The sequence below is a fragment of the Aerophototrophica crusticola genome (assembly GCF_012913305.1).
Classification (GTDB): Bacteria; Pseudomonadota; Alphaproteobacteria; order Azospirillales; family Azospirillaceae; genus Niveispirillum; species Niveispirillum crusticola.
Genome location: NZ_CP051775.1, coordinates 2395226 through 2411754, shown reverse-complemented (window position 1 = coordinate 2411754; position 16529 = coordinate 2395226). Strand labels below are relative to the sequence as shown.

Below are 16529 nucleotides of genomic sequence, written 5' to 3'. Positions count from 1 at the left end.
GGATTTTCATATGCGATAGCCCTGCCCCTCTGGGGGAGGGGACGCCTGTACGACGGTTCGACCCTTGTGATGATCGGAAGGCTGACAAGGGTGAGGGGCAAGCATGACCCCCTACGCCGAACTCCAGGTCACCACCAACTACAGCTTCCTCGAGGGCGCCAGCCATGCGGAGGAGCTGGTGCTGACGGCCGCTTCCATGGGCATGCGGGCCATCGGGGTGGCGGACCGCAACACCCTGGCCGGGGTGGTGCGGGCGCATGTGGCGGCGAAGACGACGGGCTTCCGGGTGGTGGTGGGGGCGCGGCTGGACCTGACGGATGGGCCGGGCCTGCTGTGCTTCCCGCGGGACCGGGCCGCCTATGGGCGGCTGTCGCGGCTGCTCAGCCTGGGCAAGCGGCGGGCGCCGAAGGGGGAATGCTTCATCGGCCGCGACGACGTGCGCGACCACGCGCAGGGCCAGGTGCTGGTCCTGCTGCCGCCCTGGGAGGCGGACGCGGGCTTCGAGGCGGACTTGGCCGATTACCGCCACCGCTTCGGTCGCGACCTGTACCTGGCCCTGACCCATCGCTACCAGGGCAGCGACGCGCGGCGGCTGGCCTGGCTGGCGGGGTTGGCGGCCCGGCACCGGGTGCCCACGGTGGCCACCAACGACGTGCTGTACCACCACCCGGCCCGGCGTCCCCTGCAGGACGTGATGACCTGCATCCGGGACGGGGTGACCATCCAGACGGCGGGTTTCCGGCTGAACGCCAACGCGGAGCGGCACCTGAAGCATCCGCGGGAAATGGCCCGCCTGTTCGCCGCCTATCCCGACGCCCTGGCCCGCACGATGGAGATCGCGGAGGCCTGCCGCTTCAACCTGGACGAGCTTCGCCACGAATACCCGGAGGAGGTCGCCCCCGGCGGCGACCCCCAGGCGGTGCTGGAACGGCTGACCTGGGAAGGGGCGGCGGACCGTTATCCCGACGGCGTGCCGGACGACGTGGCCGCCCAGCTTCGCCATGAGCTGAACCTTATCGGGGAGATGAGGTACGCGCCCTTCTTCCTGACGGTGCATGACATCGTGCGTTTCGCCCGCAGCCAGGAGATCCTCTGCCAGGGCCGCGGCTCCGCTGCCAACTCCGCCGTCTGCTACTGCCTGGGCATCACCTCCATCGACCCGGTGCGCTCGGGCCTGCTGTTCGAGCGCTTCATCTCCGCCGCCCGGAACGAGCCGCCGGACATCGACGTGGATTTCGAGCATGAGCGGCGGGAGGAGGTGATCCAATACATCTATGGGAAATACGGCCGCGACCGGGCCGGCTTGGCCGCCACGGTGATCTGCTACCGCGCCCGCGGCGCGATCCGTGAAGTGGGCAAGGCCATGGGCCTGTCGCTGGACATGGTGGGCCGGCTGGCCGGCTCCGTCTGGGGTTGGGGAAAGGAGGGCATCGACGTGGAGCATGCCCGCCAAGCCGGGCTGGACCCCGACGACCCCCTGCTGAACCGGACCATCGCGCTGGCGAAGGAGCTGGTGGGCTTCCCCCGCCACCTTTCCCAGCATGTGGGCGGGTTCCTGATCACCCGCGGACCTTTGTCGGAGATGGTGCCCATCCTGAACGCCAGCATGGAGGGCCGCACCAACATCGAGTGGGACAAGGACGACATCGAGGCGCTGAACCTGCTGAAGGTGGACGTGCTGGCCTTGGGCATGCTGACCTGCATCCGCAAGGCCTTCGACCTGATCGACCGGCATTACGGCCGGCGCTACGACCTGGCCAGCGTGCCGGCGGAGCAGAAGCCCGTCTACGACATGCTCTGCAAGGCGGACAGCCTGGGCGTGTTCCAGGTGGAAAGCCGGGCGCAGATGACCATGCTGCCCCGCCTGCGCCCGAGGAGGTTTTATGACCTGGTGATCGAGGTCGCCATCGTCCGCCCCGGCCCCATCCAGGGCGACATGGTCCACCCCTACCTGCGCCGCCGCCAGGGGATCGAGCCGGTAACCTACCCTTCCGCGGCGTTGGAGGCGGTGCTGGGCAAGACCCTGGGCGTGCCCCTGTTCCAGGAACAAGCCATGAAGATCGCCATCGTCGCCGCCGGCTTCAGCCCGGAGGATGCCGACCGGCTGCGCCGGGCCATGGCGACGTTCAAGAAGTATGGCGACGTCAGCAGATTCCGTGAGCAGTTCATCAACGGCATGCTGGAGCGCAACTACCCCCAGGACTTCGCTGAGCGCTGCTTCAAGCAGATCGAGGGGTTCGGCACCTACGGCTTCCCGGAAAGCCACGCCGCCAGCTTCGCCCTGCTGGTCTATGTCTCCGCCTGGGTCAAGTGCTTCCACCCGGACGTCTTCGCCTGCGCCCTGCTGAACAGCCAACCCATGGGCTTCTACGCCCCCGCCCAGATCGTGCGCGACGCGGCGGAGCACGGGGTGGAGGTGCGGGCGGTGGACGTGAACCTGTCGGATTGGGATTCGCGGTTGGAGGATGATGTAGGTCGGATTAGCGGCGGACGCCGCGTAATCCGACGGCAATCGGCCGCCCCCGGTGCGTCGGATTACGGCGCTGGCGCGCCTAATCCGACCTACGGCACGCTCCCCCTCCGCCTCGGCTTCCGGCAGGTCAAGGGCCTGGCCCAAGAGGAGATGGACCGCCTCACCCTGGAACGCGCGCTGCATGGCCCCTTCCGCGACCCGCGGGACCTGTGGCGGCGGGCGGGGCTGCCCATGGCGACGCTGGTGGACCTGGCCCGGGCGGACGCTTTCCGCTCCATGGGCCTGGACCGACGCCAGGCCCTGTGGGCGGTGGAGGCGCTGGGGGAGGCGCCCCTGCCCCTGTTCGCCAGCCTTCCCGACGGCGGCATCGGGCCGGAGCCGGTTGTGGACCTGCCCGCCATGCCGGTGGGGGAGCATGTGGTGGAGGATTACGCCACCCTGTCCCTGTCGCTGAAGACCCACCCGCTGGCCCTGCTGCGCGCCAGCATCGCGGAGGCCCACGCCCCCCGGGCCCGCCGCCACCCGCTGGTGCGGTCGGAAGAGCTGTGGACCTGGCCGGACAAGAAGCGCCTCGCCGTCGCCGGCCTCGTCCTGGTGCGCCAGCGGCCGGGCAGCGCCAGCGGCGTGGTGTTCATCACCGTGGAGGACGAGACGGGCGTGGCCAACCTGGTCCTCATGCCCGACCTGTTCGAGAAATACCGCCGCCAGGTGCTGGGCAGCCGCCTGCTGCTCTGCCTGGGCCGGGTGGAGCGGGTGGTAGCCACGGGCAAGGACGTGACCCCCGTCATCCATGTGCGGGTGGAGGAACTCCAGGACTTCACCCCCAGCCTGCGCCGCTTGGCGGAAGAACCCGAGGCCTTCCAGCCCCGGGTCATGGAAGGCGCCATGGCCAGGGCCGACGAGGTCCGCCGCCCCGGGATCGACAAGCGCAAGGACCCCAGGGAACGGGAGATGGTCGAGCGGATGGCGAGGGTATTCCCGGATGGGCGAAATTTCAGGTGAGAAGTCTTTTCCCAATTTGGGAAACGTGTTAGAGTGCGCCCATGAACATCATCAAGCGTGCCACGCTGGAAGCGTTCTGGACCCGCCATCCGGAGACGGAGCAGGCGCTGAAGGAATGGTTCCAGACGGCGCGGACCGCCGATTGGTCCCGTATGGATGACGTGATGCGGGCCTATCCACGGGCCAAGGTGCTGAACGGGGAGCGGGCGCGGTTCGAGATCTGCGGCGGCAACTACAGGCTCATCGTCGCGTTCAAATTCACCGCCCGCATCGCCTTCATCAAGTTCATCGGCACCCATGCCGAGTATGACCGGGTCGACGCCTTGACCGTCGACCAGTATTGAGGGGCCAGGAGATCGCCCATGACCGATGCCGTTAAGCCGATCCACACCGACGAGGAGCACGCCGCCGCCGTGGCCGAGATCGGGCGGCTGTGGGATGCGGAGCCGGGCACCCCGGAGCATGACAGGCTGGAGGTGCTTGGCATCCTGGTGGACACCTATGAAGCCGCCCGCTGGCCCATCGACCCGCCGGACCCGGTGGAGGCCATCAAGGCACGCATGGAGCAGGCCGGCTATACGCGGGGCCAACTGGCGGACCTGCTGGGCTCCCAATCCCGCGCCACGGAAATCCTTGGCCGCCGCCGCCGCTTGACCATGGACATGGCTTGGAAGCTATCCCAAGCCTGGAAAATCCCGGCGGAGACCTTGATCCGCCCCTACGAGACCCGGCCTGACTGATGCTCCCCATCACCCCCGCCATCGCCCTGGACGAGGCCGAGTTGCAGGAGAGTTTCCTGCGGGCCGGCGGGCCCGGGGGGCAGAATGTCAACAAGGTGGAGACGGCGGTGCAGCTCCGGCTGGACGTGGCCAACTCCCCCTCCTTGCCCGACTGGCTGAAGGAGCGGGTGCGCACCGTGGCGGGCAAGCGGCTGACCGCCGACGGGGTGCTGATCATCACCGCCCAGCAGTTCCGCAGCCAGGAACGGAACCGGGAGGACGCCCGCACCCGCCTCGTCGCCATCCTGGCCAAGGCCGCCGAGCGCCAAGCCCCCGCCGCCCCACCCGCCCCACCTGGTCCAGCAAGCAGCAGCGCATGGAGGGCAAGGCCGTGCGGGCGAAGGTCAAGCAGATGCGGGGGAAGGTGGAGTTCGACTGAGGCTTCGCCTATATGGTGGGCCGATGATCCCTCTCCCCTGGGGAGAGGGTGCCCGCGGCAGCGGGCGGGTGAGGGAGGTGGGCGTGGAGACCGCCGCCAAACCCCATCGTCCCCGCGAACCCGTCTCCCTCACCCGTCGCGGGCTGGCGCCCGCGCCACCCTCTCCCCAGGAGAGGGAAGACCAGGGCAGACCCCGTCCCCATGACCACCCATTTCGACGTGCTGATCATCGGCGCCGGCGCCGCCGGGCTCTACGCGGCCATCTTCGCCGGCCGGCGGGGGCGGCGGGTGCTGGTGGTGGACCATGCTGACAAGGCGGGGAAGAAGATCCTGATCTCCGGCGGCGGGCGCTGCAACTTCACCAACCTGCATGCGGACCCGAAGCGGTTCATCTCCAAGAACCCGCACTTCGCCATCTCCGCCCTGAAGCGCCATAGCCAGCACGACTTCATCGCGCTGGTGGACCGGCATGGCATCCCCTGGCACGAGAAGAAGCTGGGGCAGCTGTTCTGCGACCGCTCGGCCCAGGACATCGTCGCCATGCTGCTGGACGAGTGCGCCGACGCGGGCGTGGCGCTGCGGCTGGAATGCAAGGTACAGGCGGTGGGGCGGGGCGAGCCGGGGGGCTTCACCCTGTCCACCAGCCACGGGACCTTCACCGGCGACAGCCTGGTGCTGGCCACCGGAGGCCTGTCCATCCCCAAGATGGGCGCCACCGGCTTCGCCCTGGACGTGGCGCGGCAGTTCGGCCTGCCCATCGTGGAACCGCGCCCGGCCCTGGTGCCCTTTACCTTCCGGCCTGACGACCTGGCCCGGACCAAGGACCTGTCCGGCATCGCCCTGGACGGCACGGTGCGCTGTGATGGGGTGGGATTCCGGGAAGCGCTGCTGATCACCCACCGCGGCCTGTCCGGCCCTTCCGTCCTCCAGATCTCCAGCTATTGGCGGGAGGGGATGCCGGTCACGGTGGACCTGTCGCCCGACCAGCCCCTGGCCGACACGCTCAAGGCCTTGAAGCGCAGCCGCCCGCGGGCGGAACTGAAGACCGTGCTGGCCGAACTGCTGCCCCGCCGCTTCGCCGAGCGGCTGTTCGAGGCGCCTGTCCTGGGCGAGGCGCCGCTGGTGAGCCGCCCCCTGGCCGACATGCGGGACGCGGACCTGGCCACCGTTGCCGCCCGCCTGCATGGCTGGACCGTGCAGCCTGAGGGTACCGAGGGCTACCGCACGGCGGAGGTGATGCTGGGCGGCATCGACACGGCGGCCCTGTCGTCCAAGACGATGGAGACCAAGGCGGTCCCCGGGCTGTACGCGGTGGGGGAGGCGGTGGACGTCACCGGCTGGCTGGGGGGCTATAACTTCCAGTGGGCCTGGAGCAGCGGCTACGCGGCGGGGATGGCGGCGTAGGGGGTGGGGCTTCCTTCTCCACGAAGGGAACCCGTTTCCCCCGCGAAGGCAGGGGCCCACGGCTTTTGACCCGGTTCTCGACGCTTCAGGGATTAAGAACTGTGGGCCCCTGCTTTCGCAGGGGAAACAAAAGCTAAGCTGATGGCATGCTTTGGCCCCCCTCAATCAGCCCCTTCCCTTGCCACCTCCGCCCGCTTGCCCCAGCCCTTGAACGGATAGGCGAGTTGGGCCAGGAAGCCGGTCGGCACGGCGTCGTCGCAGCCCACATTCACCGGGGGCCGGTGGGGCGGCAGGTAGCGGGTGCCGAACACCATGTCCCAGAGGATCAGGTTCTCCCCGTAGTTGGAGTTCCCCTCCGCCGGCACCCGGCTGTGGTGCCAGCGGTGCAGTTCCGGCGTGTTGAAGACCCAGGTCAGCGCGCCGTTGCGCATGTCCACATTGCAGTGGGTCAGGAAGCCCACATAGGTGGTGATGGCCAGCACCCACAGCACCACGTCCCGCGGCGCCCCCACCAGCAGGGCCAGGGCCAGGGCAAAGCTGGTCTTCCACAGGCTGTCCAGGAAGTGGAACCGGCCGGTGTTGACGAACCACAGCTTGGTCACCGCGTGGTGCACAGCGTGCCAGCGCCAGGCCAGCGGCCACTCATGCGCCAGCCGGTGGGCCCAATAAAGCCCGAACTCCGCCACGACAAGCCCCAGCACCACCTGGGCGGCCAGGGGCCAGTCCGATGGCCAGATCCCGCTGGCCGCGGCGGGGGTGGCTGCATGGGCGCCGGCGAAGGCGGCCATGGCGGCCAAGGCCTGGCCGATGCCCTTGTTCAGCGCGGTGTGCCCGATGTCGTTGAGCAACTGCCCGTCGCTCTCCATCCACGCCTGCTCGTATGGCATGGCCCGCTCCAGCAGCAGGAGGGTGAGCGCCAGGCCGAAATAGGTCAGGTTGAAGGCCAGCACGGCATGGCCGGCCTGCCAGCCCACCCAATAGCCGGCGATGCACAGGCTCAACAGTCCGGGCCATGCCAAGCGGGAGACGAGGGCACGCATGCGCCTTCCTTTCACCGAAATCGTAGTAGGGTTATTGCCCTGATCGGGGCAGGGGCGCAAGGCCGTGCCCCCGACCATCGGCAGTGGTGCCTAGGCCGGAGGGCGGGCGCGTTGACGCACGTCACAGTCAGTACGGGGAAAGCATGAAGATCGGGTTGGCGTTGGGCAGCGGCGCGGCGCGGGGCTGGGCCCATATCGGGGTGATCCGCGCCTTGTCAGAGATGGGCGTGACGCCGGACGTGGTCTGCGGCACCTCTGTCGGCGCCGTGGTCGGCGGCGCCTACCTGACCGGGCAGCTGGATGACCTCCAGGACTGGGCCAAGCGCGTGGGCCTGCTGGGCGTGCTGAAGCTGATCGACATCACCTTCAAGCGCGGCGGCCTGGTCACGGTGGAGCGGGCCTATGAGATGTTCCGCAACGCCGCCACCGACGTGCCGGTGGAGGGCCTGTCCAAACCCTTCGGCACCATCGCCACCGACCTTGCCACGGGGCGGGAGGTCTGGTTGCGGGAAGGGCCGTTGCTGGATGTGGTGCGCGCCTCCGCCGCCATGCCCGGCCTTTTCCCTGCCGTGCGCCACAAGGACATGTGGCTGGTGGACGGGGCGCTGGTGAACCCGGTGCCGGTGTCCCTTTGCCGGGCCATGGGGGCGGACATCGTCATCGCCGTGAACCTGAACGGCGACCTGTCCCAGCTGCCCCGCTTCTCCAAGGCCACCCTGGGACCGGTCAGCGTCTCCCTGGCCGACAAGGGGGACGCCGCGACACCCGAATCGCCCCCCACCACAATGTCCTGCCCGCCGCCCGGCCCCTGGCCCAGTTCATCGGCCGCCTGGGCGCCACGGTGGGGGAACGCACCAAGTTCCTGGCCGCCCAGATGCTGTCACCCAAGCAGCCCACCCCCAACGTGCTGGAGGTGATGGCCGGCTCCATCGACATCATGCAGGACCGGATCACCCGCAGCCGCTTGGCGGGGGAGCCGCCGGACGTGCTGCTGACGCCCCGCATCGGCCATATCGGCATCCTGGATTTCGACCGGGCCGCGGAGCTGATCGAGCTGGGCCGCACCGCCACCCTTGCCATGCGCCCGGCCATCGAGCTGGCGGTGGGGGGAGGCCGCTGGTTACCTGACCAGCATCCAGGTCAGCTCATGCTTGTTCTGGGACAGGTGGACCAAGCGGGAGCCGGGGATGGCGGCGAAGGCGCGCGCGGTCTCATGGTCCGTCTCCGCCTGGAACTTCAGGGTGCAGACGAAGTTGCGCGCGGTGCCGGCCTCCAGCCAGCGGCGCACCATGGACAGCAGGCGCGCGGGGTAGCAGATCACGTCGCAGCAAAGCCAGTCCACCGGGCCCAAGGCCTTGGGATCCAGGCCGAAGGCGCTTTCCTGTCGCTGCGTGACCTTGGGCAGGGCCGCGATCCTCGGGTCCAGCGGCGCCTTGTCCACCGCCACCACCCGGGCGCCGCAGGTCTGCAACACCCAGGTCCAGCCGCCTGGGCTGGCGCCGAGGTCCAGGCACAGCTCCCCCGGTTCCGGCGTGTGGCCGATCAGGGTGAAGGCTTCCCACAGCTTCAGGTAGGCGCGGTTGGGCGGGGTGGACTTGTCCTCCACGAACGGCACCTCCCCGTTCACGAAGGGGCTGGAGCAGCGCGGGGCGGCCAGGATCGTGTTCTCGTCCAGCAGCATCCATGATCCCAGCGGCGCTGTCGGCGGCGGGGTGAAGAACACCACCGGCTTGGCCGAGACATGGGGCAGGTTGTCCTGGATCAGCTGGGTGCGCCGGTGATGGGCCACCGCGTAAGGGGCCCAGTTGCGCTGGATGGAGCGCAGCGCCTTCGCCCCCTGCTTGATGGAGGGGACGGGGATGGTGACCGGATCGTACCAGACGTTCTGCGCCCAGGCCGCGGGCCGCGCTGGGCCGTCGGCCAGCACCAGCCGGCCGTGCACGCCGCGCACCTCCCCCAGTTCCTGCAACAGGGGTTCCAGGAAGCCGTCGGGGGCCAGATAGGCGGTGGCCCCGGTCGGGGTGCCGACCGGGGCCACGGGATCAGCCGGGTTGTCCACGGGTGCTCAGGGCAGCATGTCGGTAGAAGCGATGACGGCCTGGGTCCGGTTGCGCACGCCCAGCGACCGCATGACCGCGGTCACGTGGATCTTCACCGTGCCCTCGGACAGGCCCAGCTCATAAGCGATCTGCTTGTTGGACTTGCCTTCCCGCAGGCAGCGCAGCACGTCGCGCTGGCGCTGGGTCAGGGCCGGCATGGACGGGCCGCCGGACTGGGCGCCGCCGCCCCCGCCGCCGGAAGCGCTGGCCGACTCGCCCTGGATGGCCGCGGGCGGCACATAGATGCCGCCGGAAAACACCAGGTTCAGGGCGCTCAGCATGATCTTCACGCTGGAGGATTTGGGGATGTAGCCCGAAGCGCCGGCATCCAGGGCCGCGCGCACGTCGCTCTGCGACTCCGAGGCGGAGACGATGACCAGCGGGGTGCCCGCCTGCAGCTCGCAGATCTGCTGGATGCCGCTGAAGCCGGGCCAGCCCGGCATCTGCAGGTCCATCAGGATCAGGTCGAATTCCTGGTCGCCCTGGCACAGCTCCAGGGCTTCGTCGAAGGTACCCGCCTCGAAGAACTTGGCGTTCTCATCCAACTGCATCAGCAGCCGGCAGAGCCCTTCGCGAAACAGCAGGTGGTCATCGCCAATTAGGATGTTCATCGCCCGTCCTACAACCCGAGTCAATGGCCGGCCTAGCCACCAGGGTGATGCCGATATGCCTAAAGTGGTAAAGGGTTCAGGCATCTACGTGAATAACGCCTTACTAGTACAAAAGTTCGCCCCTGTCTGTCATCAGCTTCTCCTACCTAAAAAGAATTCTTTCCGTGCTTGCCTAAGCCGAGCCTTCCGTCCTGTGCCCATCCGGTCCGTTCGCCCCGGTTTTGCCCTGTCCGGACGGGGCGCATCCCTATCCGATCTATCATCCCGGGCTTAACCGCCCGGGCTTCCATGCGCCGCAACCTGGATCAGGCCGCCCCCTATGCTTATCTTCTCGGTGAGGGGCCATGCAAACCGGGATTGCCAATGACCGACCCCGACCGACGCACGCCGGCACCGGCCAGACCGGATGACTCCGCGGTGGACGCCTTCCTGTCCAGGGTTGCCGCCATGCCCCAGGGCAAGGCGGCCGGGCAGCGCGGGCAGCTGCTGTTCGCCCTGGACGCCACCGCCAGCCGCCAACCCACCTGGGACCGCGCCAGCCATCTCCAGGCCGACATGTTCTCCGCCGCGGCCGGGGTGGGCGGGTTGGAGGTGCAACTCGTCTTCTACCGGGGTTTCCGGGAATGCAAGACCACGCCCTGGATCAGCGACCCGGCCGACATGATCCGGCGCATGACCGGCGTCACCTGCCTGGGCGGCCAGACCCAGATTTACCGGGTGCTTTCCCATGCCTTGAAGGAAGGGCGGGCCAAACCGGTCAACGCGGTGGTCTTCGTCGGCGACGCCTGTGAGGAGGACCCGGACCCCATCTGCCACCTGCGCGGGGAGCTGGGGCTGCTGGGCGTCCCCGTCTTCATGTTCCAGGAAGGGCAGGACCCGGTGGCGCGCACCGTCTTCCAGCAAGTGGCCAAGCTGTCCCGCGGCGCCTGGTGCCCATTCGACGCCTCCAGCGCCCAGACCCTGAAGGACCTGCTGTCGGCCGTGGCGGTCTTTGCCGCCGGCGGGCGGAAGGCGTTGCAGCACTGGGGCAAGGGCCGGTCGGCGGAGGTGCTCCGCCTGACCCACCAGTTGGGCTGAGGGGGCGCCTTGCAGTATCTGGCCCTTGGCATCGTCATCCTGGCGGGCCTGTACGGTTTGGCACGCCTGTTCGCCACCGCCGATCCCCGCACGCTGGCCGTCTGGTTGAAGCGGGCAGGGATCGGCCTTCTCGCGGCGGGCGCGCTGTTCCTGGTGGTTACGGGGCGGGCCGGGGCCGTGCTGGGCCTGCTGCCCTTCGCCTTACCCTTCATCATCCAATGGCGGCGGCTGGCCGGGCGGTTCAAGGCCGCGGCGGGGCCCACGCCCGGCCAGCGCTCGGACGTGGAGACGGGCTGGCTGCGCATGTGGCTGGACCACGATAGCGGCACCATGGACGGGGAGGTGCTGCGGGGCGGATTCAAGGACCGCCGGCTGTCATCCCTGGACCGGCCCCAGCTCATGGCGCTGCTGCACATGATGTCGCGGGAGGATCCCCAGGCCGTGCGCCTGCTGGAAAGCTACCTGGACCGCACCCACCCGGATTGGCGCGACGGGGTGGACGGCGACAGCGGCGGATCGTCCCAGCCGGGCGGCAGCCGGGCCCCCGGCATGACGGAGGAGGAGGCGCTGGAGATCCTCGGCCTCTCGGCCGGGGCGGCTGAGACGGAGGTGCGCGAGGCCCACAAGCGGTTGATGCTGCGCAACCATCCGGATCAGGGCGGGTCTACCTATATCGCCGCCCAGATCAACCAAGCGAAGGATGTCCTCCTAAAACGGGGGCGCCGCCCCTGACCGAAAGCCCCCGGGAAAGGCCGATCCGGACAGGTTGTCAGCCCGTTTACCGCATGGCACAACGCCGGGACCCCGACTCGCCAAGGTGGCAAGGGGTGGCCGGATGGCGCCTGTTTCCATGGTTCCAGGGGACGTGATGGCAAGGAAGGTACGCAAGGCTGTGTTCCCGGTTGCGGGATTGGGGACGCGTTTCCTGCCTGCGACGAAGGCGATCCCGAAGGAGATGCTGCCTTTGGCGGACCGGCCGCTGATCCAGCACGCGGTGGACGAGGCGCGGGCGGCGGGGATCGAGCAGTTCTGCTTCGTGACCAGCCGGGGCAAGGGGGCGCTGGAGGACCACTTCGACCTGTCGCCGGAGCTGGAGGAGACGCTGCGCCGGCGCGGCAAGCAGGACATGCTGGACCTGCTGGCGCGGGCGCGGGTGGAGAGCGGGCAGCTGACCTACGTGCGCCAGGCCCAGCCGCTGGGGCTGGGCCACGCGGTGTGGTGCGCGCGCGAGTTCGTGGGCGGGGAGCCCTTCGCCGTGCTGCTGCCCGACGAGCAGGTGCTGGCGCCCACGCCGTGCCTGGCGCAGATGGTTGAAGCCTATGAACAGGTGGGCGGCAACCTGCTGAGCGTGTTCGAGGTGCCGCGCGAGCAGACCGACAAGTACGGCATCCTGGACACCGGGGCCGCCAGCGCCGACGGCCGCCTGGTGGAGGTGCGCGGGCTGGTGGAGAAGCCCAAGCCGGCCGAGGCGCCGTCCACGCTCTCCATCCAGGGCCGCTACATCCTGCAGCCGGAGGTGTTCGAGCACCTGGCGGCCTTCGAGAAGGGCGCCGGGGGCGAGATCCAGCTCACCGACGCCATGGCCAGGCTGGTGGGCCGCCAGCCCTTCCACGGCTTCCGCTTCGAGGGCAAGCGCTTCGACTGCGGCGACAAGCTCGGCTTCGTGCTGGCCAACGTCGCCTACGCCCTCGACCGGCCCGACATGGCCGACAAGGTCAGGGCCGCGCTCAAGGACATGATCTGACAACCGCGCGGGCGCGGCAGCGCCGACGCCCGCGCCAAGGGTTTCCTGAAGGGGGTTGGTACCATGCGGATCGCCGTGATCGGTACGGGGTACGTCGGGCTGGTGTCCGGGGCGTGCTTCTCGGAGTTCGGTGTCGAGGTCTGCTGCGTCGACAAGGACGCCGGCAAGATCGAGCGGCTCAGGCGCGGGGAGATCCCGATCTACGAGCCGGGCCTGGACGACCTGGTGGCGAAGAACACCCGGGCGGGCCGGCTGAGCTTCACCACCGACCTGGCCGAGGCGGTGCGGGGGGTGGACGCGGTGTTCATCGCCGTGGGCACGCCGACCCGCCGGGGCGACGGGCACGCGGACCTGAGCTACGTGTACGCCGCCGCCGAGGAGGTGGCGCTGGCGCTGGACCCGGCGCGCTACACGGTGATCGTGACCAAGAGCACGGTGCCGGTGGGCACGGGGCGCGAGGTGGCGCGGATCGTGCGCAAGGCGCGGCCGGAGCTGGACTTCGACGTGTGCTCCAACCCGGAGTTCCTGCGCGAGGGCTCGGCCATCGAGGACTTCATGCGGCCCGACCGGGTGGTGATCGGCACGGACTCCGACCGGGCGCGGGCGGTGATGCGGGGTCTGTACCGGCCGCTGTTCCTGATCGAGACGCCGATGGTGATGACCAGCCTGGAGACGTCGGAGCTGACCAAGTACGCGGCGAACACGTTCCTGGCGGCGAAGATCACCTTCATCAACGAGATCGCGGACCTGTGCGAGCGGGTGGGCGCCGACGTGCACGACGTGGCCAAGGGCATCGGGCTGGACGGGCGCATCGGCAAGAAGTTCCTGCACCCGGGCCCGGGCTACGGCGGGTCGTGCTTCCCCAAGGACACGCTGGCCCTGGTGAAGACGGCGCAGGACTTCGGGGCGCCGCTGCGGATCATCGAGGCGGTGGTGGACGTGAACGACAGGCGCAAGAAGGCCATGGCGGAGCGGGTCGTGGCGGCGTGCGGCGGGTCGGTGGCCGGCAAGCGGGTGGGCGTGCTGGGCGTGACGTTCAAGCCGAACACGGACGACATGCGCGACGCGCCGGCGCTGGACATCGTGCCCGCCCTGCAGGCGGCGGGGGCCACGGTGTCGGCCTATGACCCGGCGGGCATGCACGAGGCGGAGAGGCTGCTGCCGGGCGTGGAATGGGCCAAGGACGCCTATGCCGCGCTGGAGGGGGCGGACTGCGCCCTGGTGCTGACGGAATGGAACGAGTTCCGCGCCCTGGACCTGCGCCGGGTCGCCAAGCTGCTGCGCGCGCCCGTGCTGGTGGATTTGCGCAACGTCTATGACCCGGAGGCCGCGGAGATGGCCGGCCTCGAGTACTCCTGCGTCGGCCGGTGCTCACGCCTGGGCAAGCCGGCGGCGCCGGTCCAGGTGCGGGAGCCGGTGCAGGCCTGACCGGCACCTGTTGGACGCAGTGACCTAACGCAGGGCGGCCGGGCGATCCGGCCGCCCTTTTTCCATGCCCAGCCAACCCTTCCCGAAGCCCAGGTACAGGAAGACCCCGCGGGCAGGCAGAATGCCGCCAAGTTGCCCAGGATCGCCGCGGGATCGTCCGGCAACACCGCCAGTTCGGACCTTCCCGCCAGGTTGGGGATGGCTTCGCCACCCGCGCCCAGGACGAAGACAGCCAGCATGTTCTGGGCAAGGTGGATGCCGACCGCCGGCTCCAGCCGCCCTGCCTTCCAGGTGACCAGGGCCAGGAAAAGGCCCATGGCCGCGATCTGGACCCGTAGGCCCCAGGGATCGCTGGCTTGGTTTCCCTCATGCAAGGCCGTGAAGACGAGTGTCGTCACCAGGACGGTGGTGACCGGTGACCCCGTGAGGCGGGCACAGGCCTGGGCCAGGTAGCCGCGGCAGAGCATCTCCTCCGCCGTCACCTGGGCCAGCACCAGAGGCAACCCGATGGACGCCACCAGCAGGACCCTGGGCCAGTCAGGAGAGAGAGACATCTCCCCCGAGGCGAAGCCCAGCGCCACCAGGGGCAGGAGCACCCCGGCCCACAACCCCGCACCCCGGGCCAGCAGGGCCCAGCTTACCCGGCCGGTGGCATTGACAAGGCTGGCGGCCGTTCGGCCGTGCACGGCCCTGACCACCACGGCCATGGGAATGATCGCCGACCCGACCACTGGGAAGATGGCCAGCCCCTCGACGACCTGTCGCGCCGATGGACCTCCCAAGGCATCCGCCAGGAAAGCGACACCCATCATCACCATGAATGCCAGTGGGGCGACCATCAGGATGCCGACCACCAGCGCGATGATGCCCCCGACATAATGGCGACGGGCCTCCTGCCGCGTCAGGCCAAGGTCCCAGAGGGTCAGGCAGGGCGGGGAGTCCGGTCGGGGGGCCATGGGCATCCATGCTGGCTCGGCTGCCCCCAAGCCCTCCCACATGGGGCATGGCCGCGCAAGGCCGGTGCATCAGCCCAAATGGAAAGGGCGCCCGGACCTGCCGGGCGCCCTCCATCATTCCACGACGGGGTAGGGGTTCAGAGCCCTGCCTGGGGCGGCACCGTCAGGCAGCCATGACCGGTCTTGGCCAGCCGCGAACAGGCTTGGCGGGCGGTCTTCTCATCCATGCCCATCAGGCGGGCGCGGTAGATGGGGCCCTTGGCGGTGGAGACCTCCAGCACGTGGGGGATCGCCTTGTCCAGCAGCGAGCCGGCCCGCTGCGTGGCGGCCGAGACGGCGCGCTGGCCGGCGGCACGGTCGTTGAACGCGCCCACCTGGATGCCCCAGCCGCTGGGACGGCCCTTGGGGACCGCAGCCATGGGGGCGGCGACGGCGGTGCGGGGCAGCACCAGCTCGCCGGCGCCAGACGCGATGCTGCCGGCGGCCTTGGCGGCAGCGGCGACCACCTTCGGCGCGACGTCCTCGTCATCACGCTCCACCGGGCGGTTGCGCTGGTTGGCCTTGGGCGACCGGGCCCGGTCGGCGGAGGCCACCAGGACGGGCGTGCTGCGGCCGGCGAAGGCCTCGTCCAGCAAGCCGGCCATGTGGTTGTCACGCCAGCCGGCGGTCTGGCCGCCGAACACGACGCCAATCAGGCGACGGCCATCACGCACCGCGGAGGACGCCAGATTGAAGCCGGAGGCCCGGATGAAGCCCGTCTTCAGCCCGTCCATGCCGGGATAGCGGTACATCAGCCGGTTGTGCCCGGCCACGGTCACGCCGCTGAACTCGAAGCTGCGCTCACCGAAGTAGTGGTAATATTTGGCGTGGTCGTAGATCAGCGCCTGGGACAGCCGCGCCATGTCGCGGGCCGTGGAAAGCTGGCCGGCGTTGGGCAGGCCGGAGGCGTTGCGGAAGGTGGTGCGGGTCATGCCGAGCTGGCGGGCACGCTCGGTCATCATGCGGGCGAAGTTGGCCTCCGTCCCGCCGATCGCCTCCCCCACCGCTGCCGCGCAGTCGTTGGCGGACTTCACCGCCATGCCCAGGATGCAGTCCTCCAGCTTCACCGTGGAGCCCGCGCGGAGGCCCAGCTTGGACGGCGCCTGCCCGGCGGCGTGGGCGGACACGGGGATGCGCTGGTCCAGCTTCAGGCGACCCTTCTCGATGGCGTCGAAGGCCATGTACAAGGTCATCATCTTGGTCAGCGACGCCGGGAAGTTCCGGGTGTCCGCGCCGGCGGCATGCAGGACCTGCCCCGTCTCCGCGTCGATGACGATGGAGGCGTACTTGGCAAGGGCGCTGGCCGGGGCGGCCATCGCCAGCGCCAGCAACCCCAAAAGTGCGAAGACCTTCCGCGTGCGGCGCGTCGCTACCCCCACCGGTCGGATGCCCCGCGTGCCCACCATCATGAGATGCCCCCTGGAATCAGCCTTGCCCCGGCTGCTGCTTGTCAGCGTAAATGCGAACGGAATCAGTGTCTAGCGCAGATTCGTTAATC

The 16529-nt window shown here is 69.4% G+C and carries 15 protein-coding genes; 10 read left to right on the top strand and 5 right to left on the bottom strand.

Annotated features, from left to right (window positions below; all coding sequences use genetic code 11):
• The first annotated feature begins 103 nt into the window (after positions 1-103).
• The 5 genes from HHL28_RS11795 to HHL28_RS11775 are packed head-to-tail and all read left to right on the top strand — an operon-like array spanning position 104 to position 6037.
• Positions 104-3475, top strand: a complete 3372-nt coding sequence (locus HHL28_RS11795; RefSeq protein ID WP_075769787.1) for an error-prone DNA polymerase — start codon at positions 104-106, stop codon at positions 3473-3475.
• Positions 3476-3516: 41 nt separating this feature from the next.
• The gene (locus tag HHL28_RS11790; RefSeq protein ID WP_075769788.1) at positions 3517-3819 is read left to right on the top strand and encodes a type II toxin-antitoxin system HigB family toxin; all 303 of its coding nucleotides are present in this window, start codon (positions 3517-3519) and stop codon (positions 3817-3819) included.
• An 18-nt stretch (positions 3820-3837) separates the two neighbouring features.
• Entirely contained in the window at positions 3838-4215 is a 378-nt protein-coding gene (locus HHL28_RS11785) for a helix-turn-helix domain-containing protein (protein ID WP_075769789.1), read from the top strand.
• Positions 4215-4838: an alternative ribosome rescue aminoacyl-tRNA hydrolase ArfB gene (gene arfB, locus HHL28_RS11780; protein WP_404325632.1), complete on the top strand. Its 624-nt coding sequence runs from the start codon at positions 4215-4217 to the stop codon at positions 4836-4838. Before HHL28_RS11785 ends, arfB begins: the two co-directional genes overlap by 1 nt.
• Entirely contained in the window at positions 4835-6037 is a 1203-nt protein-coding gene (locus tag HHL28_RS11775) for a BaiN/RdsA family NAD(P)/FAD-dependent oxidoreductase (protein ID WP_075769791.1), read from the top strand. Before arfB ends, HHL28_RS11775 begins: the two co-directional genes overlap by 4 nt.
• 161 nt (positions 6038-6198) lie before the next feature.
• Here HHL28_RS11775 and HHL28_RS11770 read toward each other — a convergent pair whose 3' ends face one another.
• Positions 6199-7077, bottom strand: coding sequence for a sterol desaturase family protein (locus HHL28_RS11770; RefSeq protein ID WP_075769792.1), 879 nt, complete (start codon positions 7075-7077; stop codon positions 6199-6201).
• Positions 7078-7220: 143 nt separating this feature from the next.
• On the opposite strand from HHL28_RS11770, the gene HHL28_RS11765 reads away from it, so the two are divergent.
• Positions 7221-7994, top strand: a complete 774-nt coding sequence (locus HHL28_RS11765; protein WP_404325630.1) for a patatin-like phospholipase family protein — start codon at positions 7221-7223, stop codon at positions 7992-7994.
• Positions 7995-8197: 203 nt separating this feature from the next.
• Here HHL28_RS11765 and HHL28_RS11760 read toward each other — a convergent pair whose 3' ends face one another.
• Together HHL28_RS11760 and HHL28_RS11755 are read right to left on the bottom strand one after the other, a co-directional pair.
• A complete protein-coding gene (locus HHL28_RS11760; protein WP_075769817.1) occupies positions 8198-9115 on the bottom strand; it encodes an SAM-dependent methyltransferase in 918 nt (305 codons plus the stop codon).
• A 27-nt stretch (positions 9116-9142) separates the two neighbouring features.
• Entirely contained in the window at positions 9143-9787 is a 645-nt protein-coding gene (locus HHL28_RS11755) for a response regulator transcription factor (protein WP_075769794.1), read from the bottom strand.
• 363 nt (positions 9788-10150) lie between these two features.
• On the opposite strand from HHL28_RS11755, the gene HHL28_RS11750 reads away from it, so the two are divergent.
• The 4 genes from HHL28_RS11750 to HHL28_RS11735 all read left to right on the top strand — a co-directional run bounded on the left by HHL28_RS11750 (position 10151) and on the right by HHL28_RS11735 (position 14036).
• On the top strand, positions 10151-10864 hold the full coding sequence (locus tag HHL28_RS11750; protein ID WP_169655163.1) for a vWA domain-containing protein: 714 nt from the start codon (positions 10151-10153) through the stop codon (positions 10862-10864).
• A 9-nt stretch (positions 10865-10873) separates the two neighbouring features.
• Entirely contained in the window at positions 10874-11596 is a 723-nt protein-coding gene (locus HHL28_RS11745) for a J domain-containing protein (protein WP_075769796.1), read from the top strand.
• A 136-nt stretch (positions 11597-11732) separates the two neighbouring features.
• Entirely contained in the window at positions 11733-12608 is an 876-nt protein-coding gene (gene galU, locus HHL28_RS11740; protein ID WP_169655161.1) for a UTP--glucose-1-phosphate uridylyltransferase GalU, read from the top strand.
• Between the two features lie 63 nt (positions 12609-12671).
• Positions 12672-14036 carry a UDP-glucose dehydrogenase family protein gene (locus HHL28_RS11735; RefSeq protein WP_169655159.1) on the top strand — a complete coding sequence of 455 codons (1365 nt, stop codon included), beginning with the start codon at positions 12672-12674 and terminating at the stop codon, positions 14034-14036.
• Here the strand turns inward: HHL28_RS11735 and HHL28_RS11730 are convergent.
• Complete coding sequence (locus HHL28_RS11730) at positions 13922-14992, bottom strand: CPBP family intramembrane glutamic endopeptidase (protein ID WP_169655157.1); 1071 nt, start codon at positions 14990-14992, stop codon at positions 13922-13924. The genes HHL28_RS11735 and HHL28_RS11730 overlap by 115 nt on opposite strands.
• 137 nt (positions 14993-15129) lie before the next feature.
• Entirely contained in the window at positions 15130-16440 is a 1311-nt protein-coding gene (locus HHL28_RS11725; protein WP_404325627.1) for a D-alanyl-D-alanine carboxypeptidase, read from the bottom strand.
• Between the last annotated feature and the right edge of the window lie 89 nt (positions 16441-16529).

Coding starts and splice junctions, on each gene's coding strand:
- HHL28_RS11765 (WP_404325630.1), top strand. CDS start 7,221: ATGAAGATCGGGTTGGCGTTGGGCAGCGGCGCGGCGCGGGGCTGGGCC.
- HHL28_RS11770 (WP_075769792.1), bottom strand. CDS start 7,077: ATGCGTGCCCTCGTCTCCCGCTTGGCATGGCCCGGACTGTTGAGCCTG.
- HHL28_RS11730 (WP_169655157.1), bottom strand. CDS start 14,992: ATGGCCCCCCGACCGGACTCCCCGCCCTGCCTGACCCTCTGGGACCTT.
- HHL28_RS11755 (WP_075769794.1), bottom strand. CDS start 9,787: ATGAACATCCTAATTGGCGATGACCACCTGCTGTTTCGCGAAGGGCTC.
- arfB (WP_404325632.1), top strand. CDS start 4,215: ATGCTCCCCATCACCCCCGCCATCGCCCTGGACGAGGCCGAGTTGCAG.
- HHL28_RS11725 (WP_404325627.1), bottom strand. CDS start 16,440: ATGATGGTGGGCACGCGGGGCATCCGACCGGTGGGGGTAGCGACGCGC.
- HHL28_RS11795 (WP_075769787.1), top strand. CDS start 104: ATGACCCCCTACGCCGAACTCCAGGTCACCACCAACTACAGCTTCCTC.
- HHL28_RS11775 (WP_075769791.1), top strand. CDS start 4,835: ATGACCACCCATTTCGACGTGCTGATCATCGGCGCCGGCGCCGCCGGG.
- HHL28_RS11735 (WP_169655159.1), top strand. CDS start 12,672: ATGCGGATCGCCGTGATCGGTACGGGGTACGTCGGGCTGGTGTCCGGG.
- galU (WP_169655161.1), top strand. CDS start 11,733: ATGGCAAGGAAGGTACGCAAGGCTGTGTTCCCGGTTGCGGGATTGGGG.
- HHL28_RS11790 (WP_075769788.1), top strand. CDS start 3,517: ATGAACATCATCAAGCGTGCCACGCTGGAAGCGTTCTGGACCCGCCAT.
- HHL28_RS11785 (WP_075769789.1), top strand. CDS start 3,838: ATGACCGATGCCGTTAAGCCGATCCACACCGACGAGGAGCACGCCGCC.
- HHL28_RS11750 (WP_169655163.1), top strand. CDS start 10,151: ATGACCGACCCCGACCGACGCACGCCGGCACCGGCCAGACCGGATGAC.